Below are 26993 nucleotides of genomic sequence, written 5' to 3'. Positions count from 1 at the left end.
CGGCGTCCCGCACACCAGGGAACCCGACGACCGGCAGCGATGCATTGCGGTAGAATGCGCACTTTGTCGCCCAGGAAACGCGCCGTGAACGGCATCACCATTGCTCTGTCGAAGGGCCGGATTTACGAGGAAACCTTGCCCCTGCTGGCAGCGGCCGGAATCGAACCGCTCGAGGACCCCGAAACCTCGCGCCGGCTAATCATCCCGACGACCCGCAAGGAAGTCCGCGTAGTCATCGTGCGCGCCACCGACACGCCGACCTACGTGCAATACGGCGCGGCCGACCTCGGTGTCGCCGGCAAGGACGTTCTTCTCGAACACGGTAGCGACGGGCTGTACCAGCCTATCGACCTCAGAATCGCCAAATGCCGGATGATGGTTGCCGTCCCCGCCGGTTTTGACTATGCGCACGCCGTGCGCCAAGGCGCGCGCCTCAAGGTAGCGACAAAATACGTCAATATCGCCCGCGAGCACTTTGCCGCCAAGGGCGTGCATGTCGACCTGATCAAGCTCTATGGCTCGATGGAACTGGCACCGCTGGCCGGACTCGCGGACGCCATCGTCGACCTGGTGTCTACCGGCAGTACCCTGAAGGCGAACAACCTGCTCGCCTGCGAGCATATCATGGACATTTCCTCGCGCCTGATCGTCAATCAGGCCGCGCTCAAGCTGAAACGCGAAACGCTGGCGCCGATTCTCGACGCCATTGCCCGCGTGGTCGAGCAATGATCCGGATCAAGCGCCTGGCCACAACCGACGCCGATTTCGAGGTACGCCTCGACGCTTTGCTGGCCTTTGAGGCGGCACAGGACGAGTCGGTGGACCGAACCGTCGCCAGCATCCTTGCCGATGTCAAGGCGCGCGGCGATGCCGCAGTGATCGAGTACACACGGCGTTTCGATGGTCTCGTTGTCAGCTCGATGAATGAACTGGAACTTTCGCAGAACGAGTTGCAGCAAGCCCTCAGCGGCCTGCCATCGGTGCAGCGAGAGGCGCTCGAAGCCGCCGCCCAACGTGTGCTCGAATACCATCAGCGGCAGCCGCTACGGAGTTGGCAATACGAGGAAGAGCACGAAGGAACGCGCGGCACGATGCTCGGCCAGAAAGTGACGCCGCTGGACCGAGTCGGACTCTACGTGCCCGGCGGCAAGGCTTCATACCCGTCGTCGGTGCTGATGAACGCGATTCCGGCGCGAGTCGCCGGAGTCAGGGACTTGGTCATGGTCGTACCGACGCCCTTCGGCGAGCACAATCCGCTGGTTCTTGCCGCTGCCGCGCTGGCCCGTGTCGACCGGGTGTTTACCATTGGCGGTGCCCAGGCGGTAGCCGCCCTGGCGTATGGCACTCAGACCATTCCGCGGGTGGACAAGATCGTGGGACCCGGGAACGCCTATGTTGCCGCTGCCAAGCGGCGCGTCTTCGGCATCGTTGGCATCGATATGGTTGCCGGGCCTTCGGAAATTCTCGTCATCTGCGACGGACAGACCAATCCCGACTGGGTGGCCATGGACCTGTTCTCTCAAGCCGAACACGACGAACTGGCGCAGTCGGTGCTCATCTGTCCGGATGCCGCCTACATCGAGCGCGTTGCCACATCGCTCGACAGGCTGCTGCCCACGATGCCGCGCCAGCAGGTCATTCGTGCCGCACTGGAAAATCGCGGCGCACTGATCCAGGTGCGCGATCTCGATGAAGCCTGCGGAATCGCCAACCGCATCGCACCCGAACACCTGGAGCTGTCGGTGAGCGATGCCGAAGCCTGGGTAGAGAAAATTCATCACGCCGGTGCGATCTTCATTGGTCGTTACACTTCCGAATCGCTCGGCGACTACTGCGCCGGCCCCAACCACGTCCTGCCGACTTCCGGCAGCGCCCGTTTCTCGTCACCGCTGGGGGTCTACGATTTTCAGAAGCGAACCAGCCTGATCCGCGTCTCCCAGGCCGGCGCGAAGACACTCGGTCGCATCGCGGCAACGCTGGCGTATGGAGAGGGCCTGCCGGCGCATGCCCGCGCGGCCGAGTATCGCCTCGAAAGTTGAAACCCCGGACAAATCGTCGGCACCTTCTCGGTTCGCCGTAGCTAGCTTCCGTCCCACTGGCAGTGAAGTTCGCACGCCCGTCACAGTCCCCTCCAAACGGGGAAGGGAGGGATGCCAATGGCGCCACCGTCAAAGCCAGAAAACCGGTGCTCGGCGCCGGGAGCGCAATTGATCAGCTGGATTGACCGTCCAAAATGCTGGCGACCCACCCGCGCTGCCGACTTTGCTGACACTCGACCGGGAATTCGACCGGGAATCTTTCCCGCTCCTGACAGGAGCTTTTCCGCTGGCCGCAGTCGCGTCGGAACGACAGAATGCGAATCTGGAATCCGAGTGGGGAGTTGCCGACATGCCCGAAAGAAATGCTGACAGGCCGCCATGCCAGCTTGTTCCGACCCCACGGTCAGCCGATTGCAGGCCCGGCATCCGACGCGGAGGGAACCACGCGAGTTCGCGCGCGACCCTTGATGCTGACCGGCAAAGTCCTTCCCCTTTAAACGCCGGGAAGATTGCCGACGGTCGGCAACGATGGGTAGTGGCAGGAGGTGCCCGCTGATGATCGACGCGCTGTTCGACCTTTTCGGCACCTTCCATCAACGCGGTGATCTTGCGCAAGCCGAGGCGATTGCCCGCAGCATCCGCCAGGCCATTCCTGATGACTGTGTCTCACTGCAGTTTCTCGGCTTGACCTGGTACCGCACCGGGCGCCGCGACGAAGCCATCAAGGCCTTCAAGGCCGCGGCGGCGTGCCACCACGAACGCGGAGGAAGCGTCCACGTCGATCGCAGACTGCACGCTGCCACCCAGTGCCTGCGGGCAGCGCGCGGCAACGGACCGACGCTGCCCGGCGTCTGGTACGACCTTGGACTGGCACTGTTCCGCCTGCGGCGCTTCCAACAAGCCATCGACGCATTCCAGACGGCGCTCTCGGGGCGACCGGATTTTCCGGCAGCGCAGCGTGCGCTCGCGCGCAGCATTGCACGCGCGTCTCGCCGTCAGGCCGCTGCCCCGCAGCACGAGGCGTCCCTGGCGGGAAAAAGCCACGCAGCGGGACACGGCCATCGGCCACTATCGATCACCGGTCCGGCCCTGCAGGCACAACACGTACAGCATAGGACGCCTGGCTGCGTTGCCCCAGCCTTCTTGCGGTGAAGCATGGAAAGTACCGCCTCATCGACCGGGCTCGGTTTGAGCACCACTGGCCCCTGCAAGCAGCACAGGCACGGCACGCTGCAGCGGTCCCAGCAAGGGTGCTGGTCGCTGACGATCGCGACGACGCGTGCTGCCAGCGCCTTTTGCCGCAACACCCCCGGCTGCCGCCTTACGGCATTGCCCACCTCGACCGCCGCCACTGCGCCTGGAAGAACGGCTCTGCTCAGGCTTCGCCGGCCGCTGGAGCCCTGGCATTGTCGAGCACGGCCTGGAGCTTGGCTTCCTCTTCGTGTGTCAGAGAAGTCTTGATCACCTTGCCGCCGGTACCCTGCAACTCTTCGAGCACCTTGTCGGGCGTCGCCTTGCGAACCAGCACGAACAGCACCGAGCTACCGTTACTGAAGGTCGCCGCGAGATTTTTCATGAAGTCGTCGTTGATGCCGACGTCGGCCAGCGCGCCGCTCACGGCACCGGCCCCTGCCCCCACGGCCAGACCGAGCAGCGGGTTCATGAAGATCAGGCCGATCAGCGTTCCCCAGAACCCCCCGCTCAGCGCGCCGCTGGCGGTGAGGTTGTAGAGCTGGTGCAGCTTCACCTTGCCATTGCCGTCCTTGACGGCGACCACCGCGTCCTCGAGATCGATGAGGTAATCCTGCTGCAGCTTGCGCAGCTTGGTGCGCACTTCTTCGGCCCGGAACGGGTCATCGTAGGCCACGACGATCAGGTTGCTCATAAGCAGTTCTCCTTGATTCTTGGTAAATGGAAAATGAACGGAACGTCTGTCCAAGCTGGACCACTATTGGCGAATTATAAGCGGGTGGCGTTCGGCTTCACAGCGGGTGATCGCTCCCGCAAACGCCGCATACCTTTCCAGGACTGCGATCCATCGCCGTTCGGCCTGACTGGCCGCGCATCGATCAGATCGAGCGCCGCGTGACAGCCTCTCCTCCGCGCCACTAAAACTCTCGAAGTCGAACTCCATCCGGAGACGGTACTCCCCTTTTCACTCGCACGCTGAGGATGCCAATGGTTCGCCCGTCCTGAGTGGCGACGATCAGGCGCCAGTCCCCCGGTTGAGGGTTCAGTACCCAGGAAAATCCGCGAAAGCCACGTGCCCGGCCACCGGTACTCTGAAAGCGGTTGCGATATACCTCCCGCCAGCCGCCCGCTTCAAGCACTTCCCAGCGGTGTTCGAGGGCAGCCGTCACGCCTGACGGGGCAAAGACCGCGGATACGCCATACAGCTTCTCTCCCTCACGCAGATGCACCGTGGCCGCCTGATCCCGCCAGAATTGCCACGACGGAGCCTGCTCCACCTGAAGAACATAACGCCCGCCCTGTTGTACGAACTCGTGGCCAACCGCCAGATCCTGCTTGACGAGCGGTACCGGGGCGATCATGTCCAGACTCCAGGCCAGGAGCAGGACGCCGGCCAACCCCCACACGGGAAAGATCCTGCCCGGTTGACCAGGGGCCAGGCGCCATTGACCATGTGTCAAGACGACGCCTGCCGCGGTGGAAACATAGAACCAACGCGGATCCAGGCTGCCGATGGCGTGCGGCAACGCGAAATTGAAGAGCAGGATGGCGTTCAGCGCGAACAGGACCCAAATCAGGGTAAAGCGCCGACCAAGGTGTTTTCCCGCAAACTCGTTGCCAACGAGAAGAACACCGAGCAACGCGGCCATCAACCAGGTGCCGATGTGGCCCGAACTCTTGAAATAAAAGATGAAGAGCGCCGAGAAAATGCCGCCAAAGAAGAACTGGAGCAAGAGATAGGGAGCTTGCCATCTGATTTCGGCAAAGCGTCCTTTCACACCTTGGCCTGCTGGCGGCGCGGACAATTCCCGGACCTCACGGTGTGCCAGCCAGAGCGCCAGCAACCCAGCCCCCAGCAGAAAGGCGCCGAGACGCCAGAAGTCGACCACCCTGACCCTCTGACCGATGGTCAGGGCATCCCAGGCAAATCCACTGAGAAATGCCGCCAAGGGGTAACAGCGTCGGAGAACGTTCAAGGTATCGCGGCGTGGCGCCGGGTGTTCAGACAAGGTTGCAAGCCGTTCGCGGAGAAGGGACAACTGAAGGTATCGGTCAGATCACGACCACGACAAGTCTACACCCCTGCCTGCGAGCCGATGGTCCTCTGGAAATCCGGCACGGCATGAAAACGATCAACGGCATAGTTCACCAGTACGGCGTTGATCCGATGCCGAAAGCCCAAGTGTGAACAAATTCACACCGCCAGGATACGGCAGCGCTAGCATTTCGGCGTTACCGAAAGGCGCCCGCAAAATGAAGAACTGTTCCGCCATCAGAAAAGAGTTGCAGTCCACGCCGATGCAGCAGCCCTCCGCCAGGGCAACGCACGACAACTACCTGGGGAGTGCCACTGTCGTGTCGAAGATTCTCGAGGCGCAAGTCCGGGAAATCTTCGGATGGGTGCTTGCCAGGTCGTCGGGGAAGATGACCGCCGACGAAATGCGGGCCGCCATTCGCCTTCGCGGCCCTGAGTTTTCGGCGATCTTCGCTGGCGAAAACTCCGACTACCGCCCTGTCGTCGGCTGGAACTCCCGTTTCGGGGGGCTGCAGGATGTCCTGTGTGTTGAACTCGGGGACTACTGGCATGCGCAGCGCTACGCCTGCGGGGACGACCCTTACCGTGTCCTTTATGCCTGGCTGGTGTGTTCGGTATCCACCTCGATCATGGGCGGCGAAACCGACATGCCTTGCACGACGATGGGAGGGTCCATCCAGCAAGCGATCCGCCTACTGATCGGCATGCCCAGACTGGCAACTTCTTCGTAATGGCCTTTCCCCCGGCGCTGGCGAGATCCCGGCGGAGGTTCACACCACGCCGGAAAGCTGCGCCTTGGGCGCAGATCTACTAGAACGGGATATCGTCGTCCATGTCGTCAAAACTCGGAGCCTTCTTGGCCGGAGCTGGGCGTGCGGAGCCGCTGCCGGAACCTCCCGTGGAAGGCATGCTGCCCCCGTATTCGCCTTCGTTCGACGACGGGGAACCCATTCCTTCGCGGCTACCGAGCATTTTCATGTCGTTGGCGACGATTTCGGTGGTGTAACGTTCGTTACCATCCTTGTCCTGCCACTTGTTGGTCCGGATACGTCCTTCCACATAGACTTGGCGGCCCTTTTTCAGGTACTGGCCGGCCGTTTCTGCCAGCTTGCCGAAAAAGACGATCCGGTGCCACTCGGTGTTCTCCTTGTAGTCGCCCGACGCCTTGTCGCGCACACGATCGGTGGTCGCAATCCGGATGTTGCAGACCGCGTCACCACTCGGCAAATAGCGGGTTTCCGGATCAGCGCCCAGATTGCCGACGAGAATCACTTTATTGACCGAAGCCATGCTGCCCCCCTCCAAGGTGTACGAGAAAAGAAAAGAGAAATCATGGGAGCCTATGCGGCCCCTTGCCGCCTGCGCAGAGGCGGCATGACCATCGTCAGTCCGAGCACCAGCCAGAGCAGCGTCAGGGCTGCACCGCCAGCCCAGACCGCTCCGGCACCGGCATATTTGGTCAGAACGCCACCGATGACGCCACCGAGAAACAGTCCCAGTGCCTGGGTTGTGTTGTACACCCCGAGGGCTGCGCCTTTGGCATGTGGCGGTGCCATACGCGAAATCAGCGAAGGCTGCGTCGCTTCGAGAATGTTGAAGGCAACGAAGAACAGCATCAGCCAGAACGCCAGGCCATAGAGGCCGTGCGCAAACAGGCCGAAACCGGCCTGGACGGCAAGCAGGAGAACGATTGCGGCATTGAAGATCAGCTTCATGTGGCCAAACCGCTCGCCGACAACAATCGCCGGCAGCATGATGACGAAGGACAGCAACAGGGCGGGCAGGTAGACCTTCCAGTGTTCGGCAACCGGCAAGGCGCCGGTGCTGATCAGTTCGCTGGGCAACAACACCCACATCGCGGTCAGCATCAGGTGCAGGGCGAACACCCCGAAATTCAGGCGCAGCAACTGACGATGGCTCAGGACCTCGACAAAGCTTTGCCATGCCGGCTGCCGAGGCACGGCGGGTGCTGCTGGCACCACTCTGAGCACGACAAAAATGGCCAGCATGGCCAGCACCCCGGTCAATGCGAAGATTCCGGGCATGCCAATGCCGACATACAGCAGCGGCGCCCCGACCATTGAAACGGCAAAGACCAGACCGATCGACGAGCCGATCATGGCCATGACCTTGGTGAGATGCTGCTCGCGGGTGAGATCGGCGGCGAGTGCCGTGACCGCGGCCGAAATGGCTCCCGCACCCTGCAGCACCCGACCGGCAATGACGACGTAGATGTCGTCGGCACAGGCGGCGACGAAACTGCCGGCGACGAACAGAAGCAGCCCGAAGACGATCACCGGCTTGCGTCCGAAACGGTCAGAAGCCGCGCCGTAGGCAATCTGCAGACAGGCCTGGGTCAGTCCGTAAGCGCCGAGGGCAATGCCGACCAGCGCCATATCGTTGCCTGAAGGCAAGTCCTTGGCATAGACAGAGAAAACCGGCAGGATCAGAAACAGGCCGAGCATGCGCAGGGCAAAAACCGCCGCCAGGCTGATGCCGGCGCGTTTTTCTTCGCTGCTCATACGGTCGGAATTCGAGACGGACATGGAGTTTGCTGCCGGACGGCGGAATTGCGTATATTAACAGGTTTGCCGCAGCCCCTCAGGCCAGCCACCCATGGACGAAACGAGAGAGATAAGGATCCGCGGTGCGCGCACCCACAACCTGAAGAACATCAATCTCGACCTGCCCCGCAACCGGCTGATCGTGATCACCGGTCTTTCCGGTTCGGGCAAATCGTCGCTGGCCTTCGACACCCTATACGCCGAGGGACAACGCCGCTACGTCGAATCCCTGTCGGCCTATGCCCGGCAGTTTCTGCAGCGCATCGAGAAACCCGACGTCGATCTGATCGAGGGGCTGTCGCCGGCGATTTCGATCGAGCAGAAGGCGACCAGTCACAACCCGCGCTCGACCGTCGGCACGGTCACCGAAATCCACGACTACCTGCGCCTGCTCTTCGCGCGCGCAGGCACCCCGTACTGCATCGAACACCAGCAGCCGCTGGAGGCGCAGACCGTTTCGCAGATGGTCGATCACGTCCTCGCCCTGCCCGAGGAAAGTCGGTTGATGATCCTCGCGCCGGTGGTCGCCAATCGCAAGGGCGAACAGCTCGATCTGATTGCCGAGTTGCGCGCGCAAGGATTTGCCAGGCTGCGGGTAGACGGACAGATCCACGACATCGACGCCATCCCCAAGCTCGCCAAAACGCAGAAACACACCGTCGACGTCGTAGTCGATCGGCTGAAGGTTCGCGAAGATCTTCGCCAGCGCCTGGCCGAGTCCTTTGAAACGGCGCTGCGGCACGCCGAAGGTCGCGCCATCGCCTACGAAATGGACAGCGGCCGGGAGCATTTTTTTTCCGCCAAATTTGCCTGCCCGGTCTGCTCCTATTCACTGCCGGAACTCGAACCGCGGATTTTCTCGTTCAACAGCCCGATGGGCGCCTGCCCCACATGCGACGGCCTTGGCGTCATCCAGTTCTTCGATCCGAAACGGATCGTCGCGCACCCGGAGCTTTCCCTGGCCGCCGGTGCGATCCGGGGCTGGGACCGGCGTACCCCCTTCTACTTCCAGATGCTCTGTTCGCTGGCCGCGCATTACGGCTTCGAAGTCGATACGCCCTTCCGTGAACTCCCGGAAAGCGTCCGGCAGATCGTGCTTTACGGTTCCGGACGCGAGGAATTGCCGTTCGCTTATCTCGGTGAAACCGGCCGAATGACGGCGCGCACGCATGCTTTCGAAGGCATCGTCGTCAATCTAGGACGGCGCTACAAGGAGACCGACTCGCAGGCCATCCGCGAGGAACTGGCCCGGCTGATCAGCAACCAGACCTGCCCCGCCTGCCAGGGTAGCCGCCTGCGCGAAGAGGCCCGCAACGTGCGCATCGGCAGCCACACCAGCGCGCGCACCCTGCACGAAGTCAATCGCCAGCCATTGACCGAAGCGCGCGACTATTTCCTTGGGCTGCAACTGCCGGGCAACAAGGCCCAGGTCGCAGAAAAGGTGCTCAAGGAAATCGTCAGCCGCCTGCAGTTCCTGATCAATGTCGGTCTCGACTACCTGTCGCTGGACCGCTCGGCGGAAACGCTCTCCGGCGGCGAGGCGCAACGCATCCGCCTGGCATCTCAGATCGGCTCGGGGCTGACCGGCGTCCTGTACGTGCTCGACGAGCCATCGATCGGCCTGCATCAGCGTGACAACGAGCGGCTGCTCAAGACCCTCAAGCAACTGCGCGACATCGGCAACACCGTGATCGTCGTCGAACACGACGAAGAAGCCATCCGCAGCGCCGATTACGTGGTCGACATCGGCCCTGGCGCCGGCGTCCATGGCGGCTTCGTCGTCGCCGAGGGAACGCCGGCGGAGATTGCCGACAACCCCGCGTCACTGACCGGCGACTACCTCTCTGGCCGCCGCCGGATCGGCATGCACGGCAAACGCCGCCAGCCCGATCCCGAACGTCTGCTGCGGATCGTCGGCGCGCGCGGCAACAATCTCAGGAACGTCACGGTCGACATTCCGGTCGGCCTGCTGACCTGCGTTACCGGCGTTTCCGGGTCGGGCAAGTCGACGTTGATCAACGATACCCTGTACTCGGCCGCGGCTCGACACCTCTACGGCTCCTCCGCGGAACCCGCCGAGCACGACCGGATCGTCGGGCTCGATCACTTCGACAAGGTGGTCAATGTCGATCAGAGCCCCATCGGGCGTACCCCTCGGTCCAATCCGGCAACCTATACCGGCTTGCTGACGCCGATCCGCGAACTGTTTTCGGGCGTTCCGGAGGCGCGAGCGCGCGGCTACGGCCCCGGCCGCTTTTCGTTCAATGTCAAGGGAGGGCGCTGCGAGGCTTGCCAGGGTGATGGCGTGATCAAGGTCGAAATGCATTTCCTGCCCGATATCTACGTCGCCTGTGACGTTTGTCACGGCAAGCGTTACAACCGCGAGACGCTCGAAGTAGTGTACAAGGGCAGGAACATCCATGAAATCCTGCAGATGACGGTCGAGGTCGCGCGTGAATTCTTCGACGCCGTCCCCGTGGTGGCACGCAAGCTCCAGACGCTGGTCGACGTCGGCCTATGCTATATCACCCTCGGGCAATCGGCGACCACCCTCTCCGGTGGTGAAGCACAGCGCGTGAAACTGGCGCTCGAACTGTCGAAGCGCGACACCGGGCGAACGCTCTACATCCTCGACGAACCGACCACCGGCCTGCATTTCCAGGACATCGAGATGCTGCTGACCGTGCTGCACCGTCTGGCCGAGCACGGCAACACGGTGGTGGTCATCGAACACAATCTCGACGTCATCAAGACGGCAGACTGGCTGATCGACCTCGGCCCCGAAGGCGGAGCCGGCGGCGGCTGTATTCTTGCCACCGGAACGCCGGAGCAGATCGCCGCGGTACCGGCGAGTCATAGCGGGCGCTTTCTGACGCCGCTGCTCAGGCAACCGGGCGCTGGCGCCTCGCCGACTCCTTGAATGAACCCCTTTTCAGCAAATCCCTGGCGGCGAGAGAACCCAAAAACTTGTTTGGCAGCGAAGAAATCCATGCCAAAATCACCGTTTTTTAGTCATTGTCGCTGTCTCTGCCATACCCTTTTCCAAACGCACTCTGAAGTGCAGGAATCAAACTCGAATAAGAACTTTATCCACTCCACTACAGGAGACACCATGAACAAGTCTGAAATGATCGATGCCATCGCTGCCCGTACCGAACTCTCGAAAGCTGCGTCGGCGAAAGCCCTTGACGCGGTGCTCGAGACGATTGTCGATACCGTTACCCAAGGTGAAGCGGTGACACTGGTGGGTTTCGGCTCCTTCAAGGCCAGCGCGCGCGCGTCGCGTGAAGGCAAGAATCCGAAGACCGGCGCGAAGATCCTGATCCCGCAGACCGTTGTTCCGAAGTTCGCCGCCGGCGCAACATTCAAGGCAAGGGTTGCCGGCAAGGACGAATAGTCCTGGCCATGCGCTCGGCAACCGGACTCGGCCAGCCCTTGGCGCCTCCCGCTGCAGTATAATCATTCCCCTCGCTTTCGCCATTTTCAGAGATTGGAGTCTTTCATGCGTAAGCGCTTCCAGATAAATTTTTCGAGTTAAGCCAGTATGCCTGCATACTGTCCGCTCCAACCTCCGGAATGCCTCGCCATGTCCCGCAGAGCCAAAAAGTTCACCCTCACAGCACAAGAGCGCCAGCAACTGACGCAGGTAGAGGAGCGAGGCAGTGACTGGCGCGAACGCCGGCGAGCCCGGACCGTACTTCTCCTGGCTGAAGGAGGGTCCCTTGACGGAGTGGCGAAACAGCAGAAGCTCCACAAGGAAACCGTAGCCAACCACAGGGATGCCTGGCTGGCCAGGGGGTTCATCGGGCTGCGCGACCTGCCGCGCAGTGGTGCCCCTCGCAAACTATCGGAAACGTATCAGCAGGTACTCTGCGCCTGGGCGACGGCTGAGGCCTGTACGGCCCCCCAGTTGAGGGACCGCCTGTCAGAGGAACATGGCGTACAGGTTTCGGTGGGAGTGGTTCAGGCGGCCTTGAAAGAGAAGAACTATGTCTGGAAAAGGACCCGGCACAGTCTAAAAAAAACGGGATGAGGCGAAATTTCGAGCAGCCCAGGTAGAAATAGATGAATTGCTTGAAAAAACAAAGCTTGGCGAACTCACTTTATCGTATATGGATGAAGCCGGCTTTGTGCAGACCCAGCCCAATCGGAGCGCCTGGACCGAGACAGGAGAGGTGCACCTCATCACGGCCGCGCGGGGAAAGCGTCTGAATGTGATGGCCGCGTTGATCTCGACGGGTGAATTGTTCACGGCCAAGTTCTGGGAGACAACGACCGCAGCTCTTTTTGGCGGCTTCCTCGGTCTCCTCCTGGAAAGCGTCGGCAGACCCCTGACGGTGATTCTGGACAATGCTTCCATCCACAAAGCGAAGGAAATCCAGCCCCTGTTGGCCCTGCTGAAAGAGAAGGGCCTCACGCTTTACTTCCTGCCACCCTACAGTCCGGAACTGAACCGCATCGAGAAGCTCTGGCACAAAATGAAGTACGAGTGGATGGCCTTCAAAGCACGGAACTCTGCCGGGCTTGAGGCTGACGTCGACAAAATTCTGGACGGTTTCGGCTCTCATTATCGAATGACTTTTTGCTAGGCGCTTATTCGTGCCGCACTTGCAACCGCAGCGCTCGCCCTTTTCCCGTTTGCCGTTTCTGCACAACAACCCGCGGTCGCCGAAGGCATGACCGCAGTGGCTCCGGGCAAGTTTGCCGGGGTGGTTGAAGCCAAAGTGACCCTGGTCGTCGACTCGATCGACAAGGCGTCGCGCAGTGTGGTCCTCAAAAATGCCAAGGGCGAAACGATGAAGGTCGTCGCCGGCGACGAAATCAAGAATTTCGACCAGATCAAGGTCGGTGACAATGTCGTGGCCAGCTACACCCAGGGACTGGTGATGACCCTCAAGAAGGGCGGTGGCGCGCTTCGCGAGCGTATCGACAGTTCCGAGAAGGGATCCGCCGCAGCGGGCGAAAAGCCAGCCGGCTACGAGGTGAAGGAAGTGACCTTCGTCGCCGACGTTCAACAGGTCGACCTGAAGAACCAGACAGTCACCCTGCGGGGCGCGGTAAAGACCGTTCGCTTGAAGATCAAGGATCCGGAACAACTCAAGCTGATCAAGAAGGGGGATCAGGTTGAGGGCGTTTTTGCTGAAGCTGTAGCGGTTTCAGTCGTGCCGGCACCCGGCAAAGCCAAGAAATAGATTAACCATGGTTTCGCCACGCGACAGGGCATTGCGGATGTTCGTGATTGACGCTGCCAGTGGCGGCGCATAAAATGCGTGGGGTTTTGGGGGCATAGCTCAGCTGGGAGAGCGTCTGGTTCGCAATCAGAAGGTCGGCGGTTCGATCCCGCCTGTCTCCACCAAAAAACAAGCAGTTAGCCTCGGTCAAAAACCGGGGCTTTTTGCATTCTGGCCTTCGTGCAGCCACCATGTAGCCAGATGCGGGCAAGCAGGTCCTTGAGCTACTTCCTCGAAGTACCGTTGCCCGACGGCGAACGCATCTCACCAGTCGTCATGACGTCGTGCCGAACAGAACAATTGACGAGCCCGTTTAGGTCGTCACGCTTCGTGAAGCTCAGGTCGGATAGATATTAGCGGGTTGATTTACATGCAGTAACCGGTGCCCAACGGCAAAAAACCGGCTCGCTCCTGGTGGTGATACACAGGACTACGCAGATATGCCAATGGTGATATGTTTTTCCGATAGATTCTCTCGCATCGGTCGGAATTACCCGGGTATCAGCCGGCTGTGATTCAGTCAGGCCGGGTGTTCCTCCCTCGGGCCACGGCTAGGCGCAGGCCAGCGGCAGACAGGACGGCCAGCAAGGTTCCGAGTGTCGGGTTGCCCTTGGTGGAGAGGGCGCGGGAAAGGCTCTCACGACGCAAGCCGGGCCGTACCTCTTCAGCAGCGGAATGCTGCGCTCGCCTTCGACCTTGTCCTTGATCGTCAGCGCCTTCCACTGAAAATCGACGTCTTCCCACCGGATACCGGCTACCTCTTCACGACGCGCGCCAATCGGCAGTGCAGTCTGCAGATTGGCGCTGATAAGTTTCCGATCTGGCGCACGGCGACGAACCACGCCGGCAACTGCTCTCGCTGCAGGCAATCATCCTTCGCGGTATTCTTCGGTAGTTCGTCGCGGGCCATGCGCGTGATGCAGGCTCCGGCCGGTACTTGGTTGCGGTACTCGGGGCGATCGCTGCACCAGTTCAGGAAGCGGCGCAGCGGTGCCAAGTCCAAGCGGGTATGATCATCACGGGCACAATAAATCGGGCAATTGCAATGCCAATTGACTCCTCACATCTCAGAATCAAGCCATGAGCGCCACCTCAAACTTTCAACAACTCGCCAACTTCATCTGGTCCGTCGCCGATCTGCTGCGCGGCCCCTACAGCCCCCCGCAGTACGAGCGCGTCATGCTGCCGCTCACCGTGCTGCGCCGCTTCGACGCCGTGCTGGCACTCAGCAAGGAAGCCGTGCTCAAGCGCCACGCCGAACTGAGCAGCAAAGGCATCCCCAATATCGACGCCATCCTCAACTACCTGGCGAGGGATGAAGACGGCACCCCGCTGGGCTTCCACAACCACAGCCAGCTCGATTTCTACAAACTCAAGGGCGACCCGGACCACATCGGCCGTCACCTGGCTGATTACATCAACTGCTTCTCCGAGAACATCCGCAAGATCTTCGAGCGCTTCGAGTTCGACAAGGAGATCGAGAAGCTCGAAGAATCCAATCGCCTCTATCAAGTGGTCGCCCAGTTCGCCGAGATCGACCTGCACCCACGCAAGGTCGACAACATCACCATGGGTCTGGTGTTCGAAGACCTGATCCGGCGCTTCAACGAAGCCGCCAACGAAACGGCCGGCGATCACTTCACTCCGCGTGAAGTGATCCAGCTCATGGTCAACCTGCTGCTGGAGCCCGATACCAGCGTGCTCACCCAGGCCGGGGTCATCGTCACCATCTGCGACCCGGCTTGCGGCACGGGCGGCATGCTGGCGGAGGCGCAGAACTGGATTCGCGCCCACAACGAACAGGCCACGGTCAAGGTCTTCGGACAGGACTACAACCCGCGCTCCTATGCCGCGGCCGCCTCCGACCTCCTGATCAAGGGCCACAAGGACGGCCAGGTGGTGCTGGGCAATACCCTCACCGACGACCCGTTTCCGGACCATCGCTTCGACTATCTGCTGGCCAACCCGCCCTTCGGCGTGGACTGGAAGGCGGAAAGGAAAGTCATTGACCGCTGGCCCAACTTCCGCGGCTACAGCGGCAAGCTGCCGCGCATCAACGACGGTGCATTGCTGTTCCTGCTCTACATGATGAGCAAGTTTCAGGACTACCAGCCGGGGAGTGATGGAAAGGCGCGCGACAAGCCGGGCTCGCGTGCTGCCATCGTCTTCAACGGCTCTCCCCTGTTTACCGGCGGCGCCGGCAGCGGCGAGAGCGAGATCCGCCGCTGGATCATCGAGCGCGACCAGCTTGAAGCCATCGTCGCCCTGCCCGAGCAGATGTTCTACAACACCGGCATCGGAACCTTCATCTGGGTGGTCACCAACCGCAAGGCAGAGCATCGCAAGGGCAGGATCCAGCTCATCGACGCCCGCGAGCGCTACACGCCGATGAAGCGCAGCCTGGGCGACAAGCGACGCTACCTCGACCAGGCCGCGCTCGACGCCGTCACCCGCGAACACGGCGCTATTGCGAACAGCCCCACCAGCCGCGTGTTCGACAACACCGACTTCGGCTATCGCCGCATCAACGTGCTGCGCCCGCTGCGACTGCGCTTCCAGATCACCGACGAGGCACGTGAGCGCTTTCTCAACACCTGCCCCGAGCTCTTCGACGCCCTGCAGGCCGTGCAGGACGAACTCGGCACCGAAACGCTGCTGGACTGGAACCGCGTGTGGGACGCCGTGCAGCAGGTGTTCAGGACCCTGCCCGACGACGTCGAAGGCTGGGCCAAGGGCGCCAAGGGCACAGCGCAGAAGAAGATCTTCCGCGGCTGCTTTACCGTTGTGGACCCCGACGCCGCGCCCGTCATCGCCAAGCACCACAAGATCGAGCCGCTGGACCGCGCTGCACTGTTCCCCGGCCAGACCCTGCCCGCCGGCATCACCCAGGATGAGCTCTACGCCCTGCTGGGCCTGTATCCCGAAGACAGGGGCAAGCACCGCGAGTACGAACCCGACCCGGCGCTCAAGGATGCCGAAAACATCCCGCTGAAAGAGGACATCACCAGCTACGTGCTGCGCGAGGTGCGCCCCTACGTGGCCGATGCCTGGATCGACCGCGAAACACTGGATGAGCAGGACGGCGGCATCGGCAAGGTGGGCTACGAGATCAACTTCAACCGCGTGTTCTTCCAGTACCAGCCGCCGCGCCCGTTGCACGTGATCGATGCCGAACTGGCCGCAGTGGAAAAGCGCACCCTCTGCCTGCTCAGCGAGGTGACGCAGTGACCGCGCAGGAACTGCTCGAACGTCTCAACCTGCTGGACGAAAACGAGCGCATCGAGGCCAAGCGCGCCGATGAGGTCGGCAAGTCGCTCCTCGAAACCGTCTGCGCTTTTGCCAACGAGCCGGGCCTCGGAGGTGGCTGGCTGCTGCTCGGCGTGACGCGCGAAGAGCTGGCCCTGTTCCCCGCCTATGAGATCCAGGGACTCGACCACCCCGACAAGATCAGCGCTGATCTCGCCAGCCAGGCTGCGAGCATCTTCAACCGGCCGCTGCGGCTCAACATCCAGGCCGAGGTGCTCGACGGCAAGGCGGTGATCGCCGTATTCGTACCCGAGGCTGCGCCACAGGATAAGCCGCTCTATCTCAAGGCGCAGGGCTTGCCGCGCGGTGCCTTTCGGCGCATCGGCAGCACCGACCAGCACTGCAGCGAAGACGACCTGATCGCGCTCTACCAGGGTCGACAACACGAGAGCTTCGATGCCGGTCTGGTGCCGGACGGCACGCTCGACGATTTTTCCCCCGAAGCCCTCGCCGACTACCGTCAGTCGCGCCGCGACACCAACCCCGATGCCGAAGAGCTGCGCTGGAGTGATGAAGATCTGCTGCAGGCGCTCGGCTGCGTGCGGCTCAACGCGGACGGGAAATGGCAGCCCACCGTTGCCGGGCTGATCCTGTTCGGCAAGCCGGTCGCCTTGCGCCGCACGTTCCCGATGACGCGCGTCGACTACATCCGCGTTTCCGGCCGTGAATGGGTGCCCGACCCCGAGCGGCGCTTCGACAGCCTGGAGCTGCGCGACCCGCTGTTCCGGCTCATCCGCCGCGTGCAGGCGGCCATCCTCGACGACCTGCCCAAGGCTTTCGGCCTCGCCGAAGGCGACCTGCAGCGCAAGGACAGCCCCATCGTGCCGCAACGCGTGATCCGCGAAGCCGTCGTCAATGCGCTGATGCACCGCAGCTGCCAGCCCACCGGCAAGATGCTGGGTGACGATGACAGCTTGTCCAGTAACCCCGAGGGCTTATCTAGTAACCCCCTGAGCTTATCTAGGGACTTGGGCGCCTTATCTAGGGACCCCAACTCCCTAGACAAGGCCGAAGCCGAACGGAAAACCAAACTCCGCCAGACGCTGCTTGCCGGTCTTCCCGGTGAGTTGGCGGCCCGCGTTGGCGCTCTGGGGCGTCGCAGCCCGCCTGATGCCGTCCGCGATGTCGTTCTCGACCTGTTGCACCAGCGCCCTTGGCGGCTGGAAGAGTTGGGGCAGCTACTGCAACGCAACCCGGAGTACGTCCGGCAAAAATATGAGCAGCCCTTACTGGAAGCGGCTCGCATCCGCATGACCCGGCCCGAGGTGCCCAACGACCCGGAACAGGCGTATCGCGCTGTGGAGGAGCGGCCGTGATGCAATCGGACACGGTGGCAATGCCGCCGGTCAATCGGCACGAGATCGATGCGGAATTGACCGGCGTGAAGCAGCAGATTCTGGAGTTGCTGCGGGAGGTGACTGAGTAATGCTCTCAACTGCGCAAGGCTATCTTGACGCATGGAAACCGGCGCGCCTGAAGTTTGCTGCGCCCCTGCGAAATGAACGCATAGCGGTCAGTTCCAACCATGCCGACTACCTCGGCCTTGAGAACATCGGGTCCTGGACGGGCCGGATAATCGAGGCTGAATCAAAGTCGGATGAGGCGACCGACGGGGACACCGGTCTTGCCAATGTGTTCAAGGAAGGCGACGTGCTATTCGGCAAGCTTCGCCCGTACTTGGCGAAGGCTTGCCATGCGCCTCGCGACGGCACCTGCTCCACCGAGCTGCTGGTCATGCGGCCAACGGAAGCTCTCCATCCCAGGTTCCTGCTCTATTCACTGCTAACTCCAGACTTTGTAGGATCCGTTGACGCGTCAACCTTCGGAGCGAAGATGCCTCGCGCCAACTGGGACTTCATTGGCTCACTTGAGATTCGCCTACCACCGATCGACACTCAGTCGATCATCGCCGCCTACCTCGATCGTGAAACTGCCCGCATCGACGGGCTGGTTGCCGAAAAGCAACGCATGCTGGCGCTGCTGGAAGAAAAGCGCGCCGCCCTCATCAGCCGCGTCGTCACCCGTGGCCTCGACCCCAATGCCCTGCTCAAACCTTCCGGCCAGGAATGGCTGGGCGAGATTCCGGCGCATTGGCGCGTCGAGCGCGCCAAGAACCTTTTCATGGTTCGCGATGAGCGTTCGGAAGATGGCTCGGAAGAACTGCTGACCGTGTCACACATCACCGGCGTCACTTCGCGGTCCGAGAAGGACGTATACATGTTCGAGGCCGATGACAAGGCGGGTTACAAACGCTGTATGTCCGACGACCTTGCCATCAACACCCTTTGGGCGTGGATGGGTGCGATGGGCGTCAGCCCCTTGGCAGGCATCGTCAGCCCCGACTATCACGTCTACACTTCGAAAGGCGAGTTGCTGACCAACTACGTCGACCTGTTGTGTCGCTCGCGGCCCTTTGTGGCTGAAGTGAGTCGATGGTCAAAAGGCGTCTGGCCTTCGCGATTGCGCTTGTATCCGGAAAACTTCCTTGAAATCCGGCTACCTGTGCCGCCGCACGAAGAGCAGTTCGAAATTGTCCGCGCTGTCGAAACGGATCAACGCAAGGCAAGAGCTCTGCGCGATAACTTGCAGTTATCGATCACGCTGGCCAAGGAACGCCGCGCCGCACTGATCACCGCCGCCGTCACCGGACAGATTCCGCTGGAGGAGATGGCTTCGTGAAGTTTGAAACATTCAAGGCGGGCCGCTGGACGCCACGCTACCAGTACAAGAGCTTTGAACCGGTGCCGGTCAACCGTGAGTGGACTTGGGAGAACCCCACCATCAATGCGCTGCTGGAGCAGGCTACCCGTGCGCTGGGCGAGTTGAACGCGTTTTCGCTCATCGTGCCCGACATCGACCTGTTCATTGAAATGCACGTGGTCAAGGAGGCGCAAACGTCCAGCAAGATCGAGGGCACGCAGACCGCCATCGACGAAGCGCTGATGTCCGAGGAACAGATCAGCCCCGAAAAGCGCGACGACTGGCGCGAGGTGCGCAACTACATCGATGCGGTCAATGCCGCCATTACCGATCTCCAGCGCTTGCCGCTGTCCAACCGGCTGCTCAAAGACACCCACGCCATTCTGATGCGCGGGGTACGTGGCGAGCACAAATTACCGGGCGAGTTCCGTATCAGCCAGAACTGGATCGGCGGTTCTAGCCTGGCCGACGCGGCTTTCGTGCCGCCGCACCATGAGGGAGTGCCCGACCTCATGAGTGACCTAGAAAAGTTCTGGCACAATGAGGAAGTCGTGGTGCCGCACCTGGTGCGTGCTGCCATCAGCCATTATCAGTTCGAGACCATCCACCCTTTTCTCGACGGCAACGGGCGCATCGGTCGCCTGTTGATTCCGCTGTACTTCATCAATCACGGCCTGCTGGCCAAGCCGTCGCTGTACCTCTCGGACTTTTTCGAGCGCAATCGAACCAGCTACTATGATGCCTTGATGCGAGTGCGGATCAGCAACGACCTGATTCACTGGGTGCGTTTCTTTTTGAACGGTGTGACGCAGACCGCCGCCAAGGGGCGCGACACCTTCCGGCAGATTCTGGCGTTGCGCAACGAGGTGGAGCATGCCACCCTCGGCATGGGCAGACGTGCTACCGCGGCGCGGGAGGTGCTGAATCTTTTGTATCGGCGCCCAATCGTCGACGCGAGCGACCTGCGGCGAGCGCTCGGTGTTTCCACGCCAACGGCTAACGCCTTGATCAAGGCACTGATCAACAAGAATATCCTGGTCGAAATCACAGGCCAGCAACGGGGACGGGTCTATGCTTTTCAACGTTACCTTGATCTGTTTACAAGTTAAAGTTATATCACGAACCTTAACCAACCAGTCTCTCTAGTAAAGGAAGGTGAGCATGAAGCGGCGCACCAGCGAAGCCGCTTTTGAGACCGCCATCGAGTCGGTCCTGCTTGGCGAGGGCTATACGCCGCTCGATGGCACGGGTTTTGACCGCGAGCGGGCGATCTTCCCCGATGAGGCGCTGGAATTCATCCAGGCCACCCAGGGCAGGGTGTGGGAGAAGCTGGCGGCATTGCACGGCGGTCAGACCGGTGCGCGGGTGCTGGAATCGCTGTGCAAGTGGCTGGACACCCACGGCACGCTGGCCACGCTGCGTCACGGTTTCAAGTGTTTCGGCAAGACCTTGCGGATGGCCTTCTTTCGCCCGGCGCACGGCCTGAACCCGGAGCTGGAGGCGCGCTATCAGGCCAATCGGCTGGGGCTCACCCGACAACTGCACTTCAGCCCGAAGTCGGAGAAGTCGCTGGATGTGGTGCTGTCGGTCAACGGCATCCCGGTGGTGACGCTGGAGCTCAAGAACCCCCTGAGTGGCCAGACGGCGGCGAATGCCATTCACCAGTACCGCCACGACCGTGACCCGCGTGAACCGATCTTCGTGTTCACCAAACGCACGCTGGTGCATTTCGCGGTGGATACCGAAGAGGCGCACATGGCCACGCGCCTGGCCGGTTCATCCACTCACTTTCTGCCCTTCAACCGGGGCATGGACGGCGGAGCCGGCAACCCACCCGACTTTGATGCGCGCAACTACAAGACGGCGTACGTGTGGGAAGAGGCCCTGCAACGCGACAGCCTGCTCGACCTGCTCGCCCGCTTTCTGCATCTCGATGTGCAAGAGAAGACGACGGACGATGGCAAGAAGCTACGCAAGGAAAGCCTGATCTTCCCGCGCTATCACCAGTTGCAGGCGGTGCGCCAGATGGTGACAGCCGCTGCCAGCGAAGGTGCGGGACATAACTATCTGGTTGAGCACTCGGCAGGCAGCGGCAAGAGCAATACGATTGCCTGGCTGGCGCACCGCCTGTCCAGCCTGCACAACGAACGCGATGAGCGGGTGTTCGACAGCGTGGTGGTCATCACCGACCGGGTGGTGCTGGACCGGCAGTTGCAGAACACCATTTACCAGTTCGACCACCGCCAGGGCGTGGTGCAGAAGATCGACGAGGATTCGCGCCAGCTCGCCGAGGCGCTGCAAGCCGGTGTGCCGATCATCATCACCACGCTGCAGAAATTTCCGTTCGTGTCCGGGCAGCTGGCCAAGCTGAGCGAGGAGCGCGGCGAAGGCGGCAGCAGCCATCTGCCCGCGCGCAGGTACGCGGTGATCATCGATGAGGCGCACAGCTCGCAATCGGGCGAGACGGCGTCGGAGCTCAAGGGTGTGCTGGGCGGCGCGGAGCTGCGCCGCAAGGCGTGGGAGATGGCCGAGGAGGAGGGCGAGGGCGAGCTTGAGCGCCTGTTCCGCTCCATGGCCAGGCGAGGCCAGCAGCCGAACATGAGCTTTTTCGCCTTCACCGCGACGCCCAAACACAAGACGCTGGCGATCTTCGGCCGCAATGGCCAACCCTTCCACCGCTACACCATGCGCCAGGCGATTGAGGAAGGCTTCATCGAGGACGTGCTGAAGAATTACGTCACCTACAAGACCTACTACAAGCTGATCAAGAAGGCCGAGGACGACCCCAACGTCGAGCGCAAGAAGGCGGCCAAGGCGTTGGCCCGCTTCATGCGCCTGCACCCACACAACATCGGCCAGAAGAGCGAGGTGATGGTCGAGCACTTTCAGCACTTTACCCGGCACAAGATCGGCGGGCATGCCAAGGCGATGGTGGTGACCGGCTCGCGGCTGGAGGCGGTTCGTTACAAGCAGGAGTTCGACCAATACATCCAGGAAAAGGGCTACCCGATCAAGAGCCTGGTGGCGTTCTCGGGTAGCGTTGACGACGACAGGATTCCGGAGAAGAGTTACACCGAAGTGGAAATGAATGGCGGCCTCAAGGAGAAGGCACTGCCCGACGCCTTCGCCAAGCCGGACTTCCGCGTGCTGTTGGTGGCCGAGAAGTACCAGACCGGCTTCGATCAGCCACTGCTGCACACGATGTATGTGGACAAGCGCCTGGCAGGTATTCAGGCCGTGCAGACGCTGTCGCGCTTGAACCGTACCCATCCGCTCAAGGACGACACTTTCGTGCTCGATTTTGTCAATGAGCCCGGCGAAATCCAGGAGGCTTTCCGTCAATACTACGAAGGCTCCGTGATGGGCGAGCAGGTCGATCCCGACAAGCTTTACGAGGTCAAGGCCGAGCTCGATGCCTCGGGGATCTACCTCCAGACAGAAGTGGCCGAGCTGGCACGGGTGTTCTTCGCCCCGAAGCGCCGCCAGAGCCCAGGTGACCACAAGACGATGAACGCGATTCTCGATCAGGCGGTCGCGCGCTTCGTGCAGTTGCAGAACACGGAAGACGAGGAAGCCGAGCTGTGGCGTGGCAAGTTGCAGGCCTTCCGCAATCTTTACAGCTTTCTGAGCCAGGTGATCCCCTACCAGGACAGCGATCTGGAAAAGCTGTTCACGTACCTGCGGCACCTCGCGTTGAAACTGCCCAAGCGCAAGAGCGGGCCGGGCTACCGGTTCGACGAGGAGGTCGAACTCGACTACTATCGCTTGCAGAAGATCAGTGAAGGCTCGATCAGCCTCAACGAGGGCTATGCCAAACCGCTGGACGGCCCGCGCGAGGTGGGGTCGGGCATGGTACGCGAAGAGCTCGTTTCGCTGTCTCGCCTGATTGACATCATCAACCAGCGCTTCGGCGGCGAGCTGAACGAGGCGGACCAGCTGTTTTTCGATCAGATCGCCGAGGCAGCCAGCCTGAACGAGTCCCTGCAAAAGGCAGCCAAGGTCAATTCCCTCGACAAGTTCCAGCTGGTGTTCCGACAGGTGCTTGAGTCGCTATTCATCGAGCGAATGGAGCTAAACGAGGAGTTGTTTACCCATTACATTAGCAAGCCGGAGACGCAGGAGCTCGTTTCAAAATGGCTGGGTAGCCAAGTCTATGACCGACTGGCCGAGGCAAGGAAGGCTGGCAGATAACTAGCGAGTTCCTTGGCGTGCAGCTGATCAGGCCTTGCGACCGGCGGATATCAGACCGAGGAGGATGGCGCCGATGACGGCACCGATGATCGGGGCGACCCAGAACAGCGAGATTTGACCACTTCATCCCGCCGGGTGGTCCTGGGCGAGATGACTTCGAAAATCAGATCGGGTGCGCGGGTCAGCCGTTCACCTTCGGGTTGGTAGCAGATCACCAGCACGTCGGGGCGGACGACGGTGTCTTGCGCAAATTCCACGTCTATTTCAAACACCGCCTGGCAATGCGGGCAATCGTCGAGCGATTCGTCGAGTTGCCGAAAGATGGCGGCGCTGACCTGCTGATGTTCGAAGCTGGGCGACGGGACCATTGCAACCGGTTGGCCGCGAATCAGCTCCCAATCGCCTTCCCATTGCAGGTAATCCTGCAGCGTGTAGGCCTCGCCTGCTGGGTGCATGGACATAGCCTTCATACTCCCTTCGTTTGCAAGCGGACAGGAAATCCGACGCAGCCTCAGAAGTGTATGAAGCCCGCTGTCGGGCCGTCAACCCTGGCATTCGCAGTCGCGACCGGTGCAGACTGCGGATTCGCGTGACCTCCACGACCTGTTTTACCGCCAACCCGCCGCGATCTGACCACCCCGACGGCGCAGGCCGGGGTTACCGGCCAACGCTGCCGGGCCGGCCGGGGCATGCGTCGGGGTGGTGTCGGTGCAGCCGGAATGTGACGCCGGAATTGCGTCAATCGACGCTTGAAGGTAGTATCCATGCCGCGCGCCGCATGATTGGGCTGATCTTGTCAACCTGCCGGTTCGGCGCCCCCATCCGAACCGCTCCGCAATTCCCCACTGCGGAAGAATAGTGGCCCTGCCATTGGCTCGGGTCCTTATATTAACTTCGCAACTTCCTCTACTGTTCCCAGAATGATTTCCGGCCTACTCAAGAAGATTTTCGGCAGCCGCAATGATCGGCTGATCAAGCAGTACTCGCAGGTTGTCCGCAAGATCAACGCGCTGGAAGCAGGTATCAGCGCGCTGTCCGACGAGGGCCTGCGCGGCAAGACGGCCGAATTCAAGACCCGTGCGGCCAATGGTGAGACGCTGGATGCGCTGCTGCCGGAAGCCTTCGCCGTCGTTCGCGAGGCCGGCAAACGTAGCCTGGGCATGCGCCACTTCGACGTCCAGTTGATCGGCGGCATGGTCATGCACGACGGGAAGATCGCCGAAATGCGCACTGGCGAAGGCAAGACGCTGGTCGCAACGCTGGCCTCCTACCTCAATGCGCTGTCCGGCAATGGCGTGCATGTGGTGACGGTCAACGACTACCTGGCCAACCGGGATGCGGAATGGATGGGACGCCTGCACCGCTTTCTTGGCCTGACGGTCGGCGTGAACCTCTCGCAGATGGCGCACGAGGACAAGCAGGCCGCTTACGCCGCCGACATCACCTACGGGACCAACAACGAGTTCGGCTTCGATTACCTACGCGACAACATGGTCTATTCCGGTGGCGAGCGCGTGCAGCGCAAGCTCAGCTTCGCCATCGTCGACGAGGTCGACTCGATCCTGATCGACGAAGCCCGCACACCGCTGATCATCTCCGGACAGGCGGAGGACCACACCGACCTGTACGTGCGCATGGACAAGGTGGCGCCGCTGCTCAAGCGCTGCACGGAGGAAAACGGCCCGGGGGATTACTGGGTAGACGAAAAAGGTCACCAGATCCTGATGACCGAGGAAGGGCACGAGCACGCCGAGGAGATCCTCGCCGCCAACGGCCTGCTCCCCGACGGCGGCAGTCTGTACGACGCGTCCAACATCCTGATGATCCACCACCTCTACGCCGCCCTGCGGGCCCACAATCTGTTCCTCAGGGATCAGCAGTACGTGGTGCAGAACGGGGAGGTGATCATCGTCGACGAGTTCACCGGCCGCCTGATGTCGGGGCGTCGCTGGTCCGATGGCCTGCACCAGGCGGTCGAGGCCAAGGAGGGGGTCAGGATTCAGAACGAGAACCAGACCCTGGCCTCGATCACCTTCCAGAACTACTTCCGCATGTACGGCAAGCTTTCGGGCATGACCGGCACGGCGGATACCGAAGCCTACGAATTCCAGCAGATCTACGGCCTCGAAACGGTGGTCATCCCGACCAACCAGCCGATGCAGCGCACCGACAACAACGATCAGGTCTTCCGCACGGCGAAGGAAAAACATACCGCGATCGTCGCCGACATCCGTGGCTGCCGTGAACGCGGGCAACCGGTGCTGGTCGGCACGACCTCGATCGAAAACTCCGAATTGCTCTCGGCGCTGCTCGACCACGAAAAACTTCCGCATCAGGTGCTCAACGCCAAGCAACATGCGCGCGAGGCCGAGATCGTGCGCGAGGCCGGCCGGCCGGGAGTGATCACCATTGCCACCAACATGGCTGGTCGCGGTACCGACATTGTTCTCGGCGGCAGTATCGAGAAGCAGGTCTCCCAGATCCGCGACGACGAAGCACTGCCCCAGGCCGAGCGCGATGCGCGCATCGCCGAGATCCGCGCGCAATGGCAGAAGCTGCACGAGCAGGTGGTTGCCGCTGGCGGCCTGCACATCATCGGCTCCGAGCGACATGAGTCGCGGCGTATCGACAACCAGTTGCGCGGGCGCTCGGGTCGCCAGGGGGACCCGGGTTCGTCGCGCTTCTACCTCGCGCTGGACGACTCGCTGCTGCGCATCTTTGCCGGTGATCGCCTGAAATCGATCATGGAACGGCTGAAGATGCCCGAAGGCGAGCCGATCGAGCATCCGCTGGTTTCGCGTTCGCTGGAGTCGGCGCAGCGCAAGGTCGAGGCCCGCAACTTCGACATGCGCAAGCAGCTTCTCGAATACGATGACGTGGCCAACGATCAGCGCAAGGTCATCTATGCGCAACGCAACGAGTTGCTGGAAACCGAGGACATCTCCGAAACCGTGACCGCGATGCGCGAAGGCGTGCTGCACGACGCCTTCCGGTTGCATGTCCCGGCGGAGAGTGTCGAGGAGCAATGGGACCTGCCGGGCCTGGAAAAGGCGCTCGCTTCCGATCTGCAGCTGGACCTGCCGATCGTCGAGTGGTCGACGAACGAACCGAGCCTGCGCGACGAAGCCATCCTCAGGCGGATCGTCGACGCGGCTTCCACCTCGTACACGGCCAAGGTCGAGCTCGTCGGCGCCGAGGTCTTTCACCAGTTCGAGCGCAACGTCATGCTGCAGAGCCTGGACACGCACTGGCGCGAACATCTGGCGGCCCTCGATCATTTGCGGCAGGGGATACACCTGCGCGGCTACGCGCAGAAGAACCCGAAGCAGGAATACAAGCGCGAGGCGTTCGAATTGTTCCAGCGGCTGCTTGATAGTGTCCGTGCCGACGTGACGCGTTTGCTGATGACCGTCCAGATCCGCGCGCAGGATGTCGAGGAAACCGCCCCGCACGCCGCCGTGCAGAACGTCCGCTACCAGCATGCGGACTACGACGACGCCTTGGGACAGGGTAATGAGGCATCGGCTGTCGCTCAGAAGCCCCTGCAGACGGGCCCGAAAGTCGGCCGTAACGACCCCTGCCCCTGCGGCTCGGGCAAGAAGTACAAATTCTGTCACGGCAAGTTGTCGTAGCCACCGGCGCCAGCCGGCAGCGTGGTGACGCGCGCTTCCGGCTGCTGATCACCAGGCGAGCGGCCCGGCGCCAACATACCGCTCGCCTGTCTCCGAACGTGAGG

20 protein-coding genes and 1 tRNA gene are annotated in these 26993 nt (G+C 61.7%); 16 read left to right on the top strand and 5 right to left on the bottom strand.

Annotation, left to right across the window (positions count from 1 at the left end):
- Positions 1-84 precede the first annotated feature (84 nt).
- From hisG to AC15MQ_RS09525, 3 genes are all read left to right on the top strand, one after another.
- Entirely contained in the window at positions 85-729 is a 645-nt protein-coding gene (gene hisG, locus AC15MQ_RS09535; protein ID WP_287666779.1) for an ATP phosphoribosyltransferase, read from the top strand.
- Positions 726-2039, top strand: coding sequence for a histidinol dehydrogenase (gene hisD / locus AC15MQ_RS09530; protein WP_483079971.1), 1314 nt, complete (start codon positions 726-728; stop codon positions 2037-2039). The genes hisG and hisD overlap by 4 nt, the downstream gene beginning before the upstream one ends.
- Before the next feature lie 555 nt (positions 2040-2594).
- Positions 2595-3191, top strand: coding sequence for a tetratricopeptide repeat protein (locus tag AC15MQ_RS09525; RefSeq protein WP_483079970.1), 597 nt, complete (start codon positions 2595-2597; stop codon positions 3189-3191).
- 223 nt (positions 3192-3414) lie between these two features.
- Here the strand turns inward: AC15MQ_RS09525 and AC15MQ_RS09520 are convergent, their stop codons facing one another.
- Both AC15MQ_RS09520 and AC15MQ_RS09515 read right to left on the bottom strand, forming a co-directional pair.
- Positions 3415-3924, bottom strand: coding sequence for a DUF1269 domain-containing protein (locus tag AC15MQ_RS09520; RefSeq protein ID WP_287666785.1), 510 nt, complete (start codon positions 3922-3924; stop codon positions 3415-3417).
- 223 nt (positions 3925-4147) lie between these two features.
- On the bottom strand, positions 4148-5239 hold the full coding sequence (locus AC15MQ_RS09515) for a DUF2914 domain-containing protein (protein WP_483079969.1): 1092 nt from the start codon (positions 5237-5239) through the stop codon (positions 4148-4150).
- A 244-nt stretch (positions 5240-5483) separates the two neighbouring features.
- Between AC15MQ_RS09515 and AC15MQ_RS09510 the strand changes: the two genes are divergently transcribed.
- Entirely contained in the window at positions 5484-5996 is a 513-nt protein-coding gene (locus tag AC15MQ_RS09510; RefSeq protein ID WP_332335223.1) for a hypothetical protein, read from the top strand.
- 79 nt (positions 5997-6075) lie between these two features.
- Here AC15MQ_RS09510 and ssb read toward each other — a convergent pair whose 3' ends face one another.
- Entirely contained in the window at positions 6076-6555 is a 480-nt protein-coding gene (ssb, locus tag AC15MQ_RS09505) for a single-stranded DNA-binding protein (RefSeq protein WP_287666790.1), read from the bottom strand.
- Between the two features lie 50 nt (positions 6556-6605).
- Positions 6606-7787, bottom strand: a complete 1182-nt coding sequence (locus AC15MQ_RS09500) for an MFS transporter (protein WP_287666792.1) — start codon at positions 7785-7787, stop codon at positions 6606-6608.
- 94 nt (positions 7788-7881) lie between these two features.
- Here AC15MQ_RS09500 and uvrA point away from each other — a divergent pair, with 94 nt between their 5' ends.
- From uvrA to AC15MQ_RS09445, 11 genes are all read left to right on the top strand, one after another.
- Positions 7882-10749, top strand: coding sequence for an excinuclease ABC subunit UvrA (uvrA, locus tag AC15MQ_RS09495; protein WP_483079968.1), 2868 nt, complete (start codon positions 7882-7884; stop codon positions 10747-10749).
- The gene (locus tag AC15MQ_RS09490; RefSeq protein ID WP_332335221.1) at positions 10750-11226 is read left to right on the top strand and encodes an HU family DNA-binding protein; all 477 of its coding nucleotides are present in this window, start codon (positions 10750-10752) and stop codon (positions 11224-11226) included. It abuts the gene before it with no gap.
- 189 nt (positions 11227-11415) lie between these two features.
- The gene (locus tag AC15MQ_RS09485) at positions 11416-11862 is read left to right on the top strand and encodes a helix-turn-helix domain-containing protein (protein ID WP_287652175.1); all 447 of its coding nucleotides are present in this window, start codon (positions 11416-11418) and stop codon (positions 11860-11862) included.
- A 37-nt stretch (positions 11863-11899) separates the two neighbouring features.
- Positions 11900-12418, top strand: a complete 519-nt coding sequence (locus tag AC15MQ_RS09480; protein ID WP_287652176.1) for an IS630 family transposase — start codon at positions 11900-11902, stop codon at positions 12416-12418.
- Between the two features lie 87 nt (positions 12419-12505).
- Positions 12506-13021 (top strand): hypothetical protein, encoded by a 516-nt coding sequence (locus tag AC15MQ_RS09475; protein WP_483079967.1) that lies wholly within the window; start codon positions 12506-12508, stop codon positions 13019-13021.
- Between the two features lie 88 nt (positions 13022-13109).
- Positions 13110-13185: transfer RNA gene (locus tag AC15MQ_RS09470), tRNA-Ala, on the top strand.
- Positions 13186-14140: 955 nt separating this feature from the next.
- Positions 14141-16288, top strand: a complete 2148-nt coding sequence (locus AC15MQ_RS09465; protein ID WP_483079966.1) for a type I restriction-modification system subunit M — start codon at positions 14141-14143, stop codon at positions 16286-16288.
- Positions 16285-17682, top strand: a complete 1398-nt coding sequence (locus tag AC15MQ_RS09460; protein WP_483079965.1) for an AlbA family DNA-binding domain-containing protein — start codon at positions 16285-16287, stop codon at positions 17680-17682. Before AC15MQ_RS09465 ends, AC15MQ_RS09460 begins: the two co-directional genes overlap by 4 nt.
- A 109-nt stretch (positions 17683-17791) precedes the next feature.
- Positions 17792-19045 (top strand): restriction endonuclease subunit S, encoded by a 1254-nt coding sequence (locus AC15MQ_RS09455; protein WP_483079964.1) that lies wholly within the window; start codon positions 17792-17794, stop codon positions 19043-19045.
- Positions 19042-20175: a Fic family protein gene (locus AC15MQ_RS09450; protein ID WP_483079963.1), complete on the top strand. Its 1134-nt coding sequence runs from the start codon at positions 19042-19044 to the stop codon at positions 20173-20175. The genes AC15MQ_RS09455 and AC15MQ_RS09450 overlap by 4 nt, the downstream gene beginning before the upstream one ends.
- 52 nt (positions 20176-20227) lie before the next feature.
- Positions 20228-23257: a type I restriction endonuclease subunit R gene (locus AC15MQ_RS09445; protein ID WP_483079962.1), complete on the top strand. Its 3030-nt coding sequence runs from the start codon at positions 20228-20230 to the stop codon at positions 23255-23257.
- A 50-nt stretch (positions 23258-23307) separates the two neighbouring features.
- Here the strand turns inward: AC15MQ_RS09445 and AC15MQ_RS09440 are convergent, their stop codons facing one another.
- The gene (locus tag AC15MQ_RS09440; RefSeq protein ID WP_350495649.1) at positions 23308-23718 is read right to left on the bottom strand and encodes a Uma2 family endonuclease; all 411 of its coding nucleotides are present in this window, start codon (positions 23716-23718) and stop codon (positions 23308-23310) included.
- Between the two features lie 459 nt (positions 23719-24177).
- Between AC15MQ_RS09440 and secA the strand changes: the two genes are divergently transcribed.
- Positions 24178-26889: a preprotein translocase subunit SecA gene (gene secA / locus AC15MQ_RS09435; RefSeq protein ID WP_483079961.1), complete on the top strand. Its 2712-nt coding sequence runs from the start codon at positions 24178-24180 to the stop codon at positions 26887-26889.
- The last annotated feature ends 104 nt before the right edge of the window (positions 26890-26993 follow it).

The organism is Candidatus Accumulibacter propinquus, from assembly GCF_056856495.1.
The sequence above is the reverse complement of the archived record's forward strand: the minus strand, read 5'-3'. Positions and strand labels throughout refer to the sequence as shown.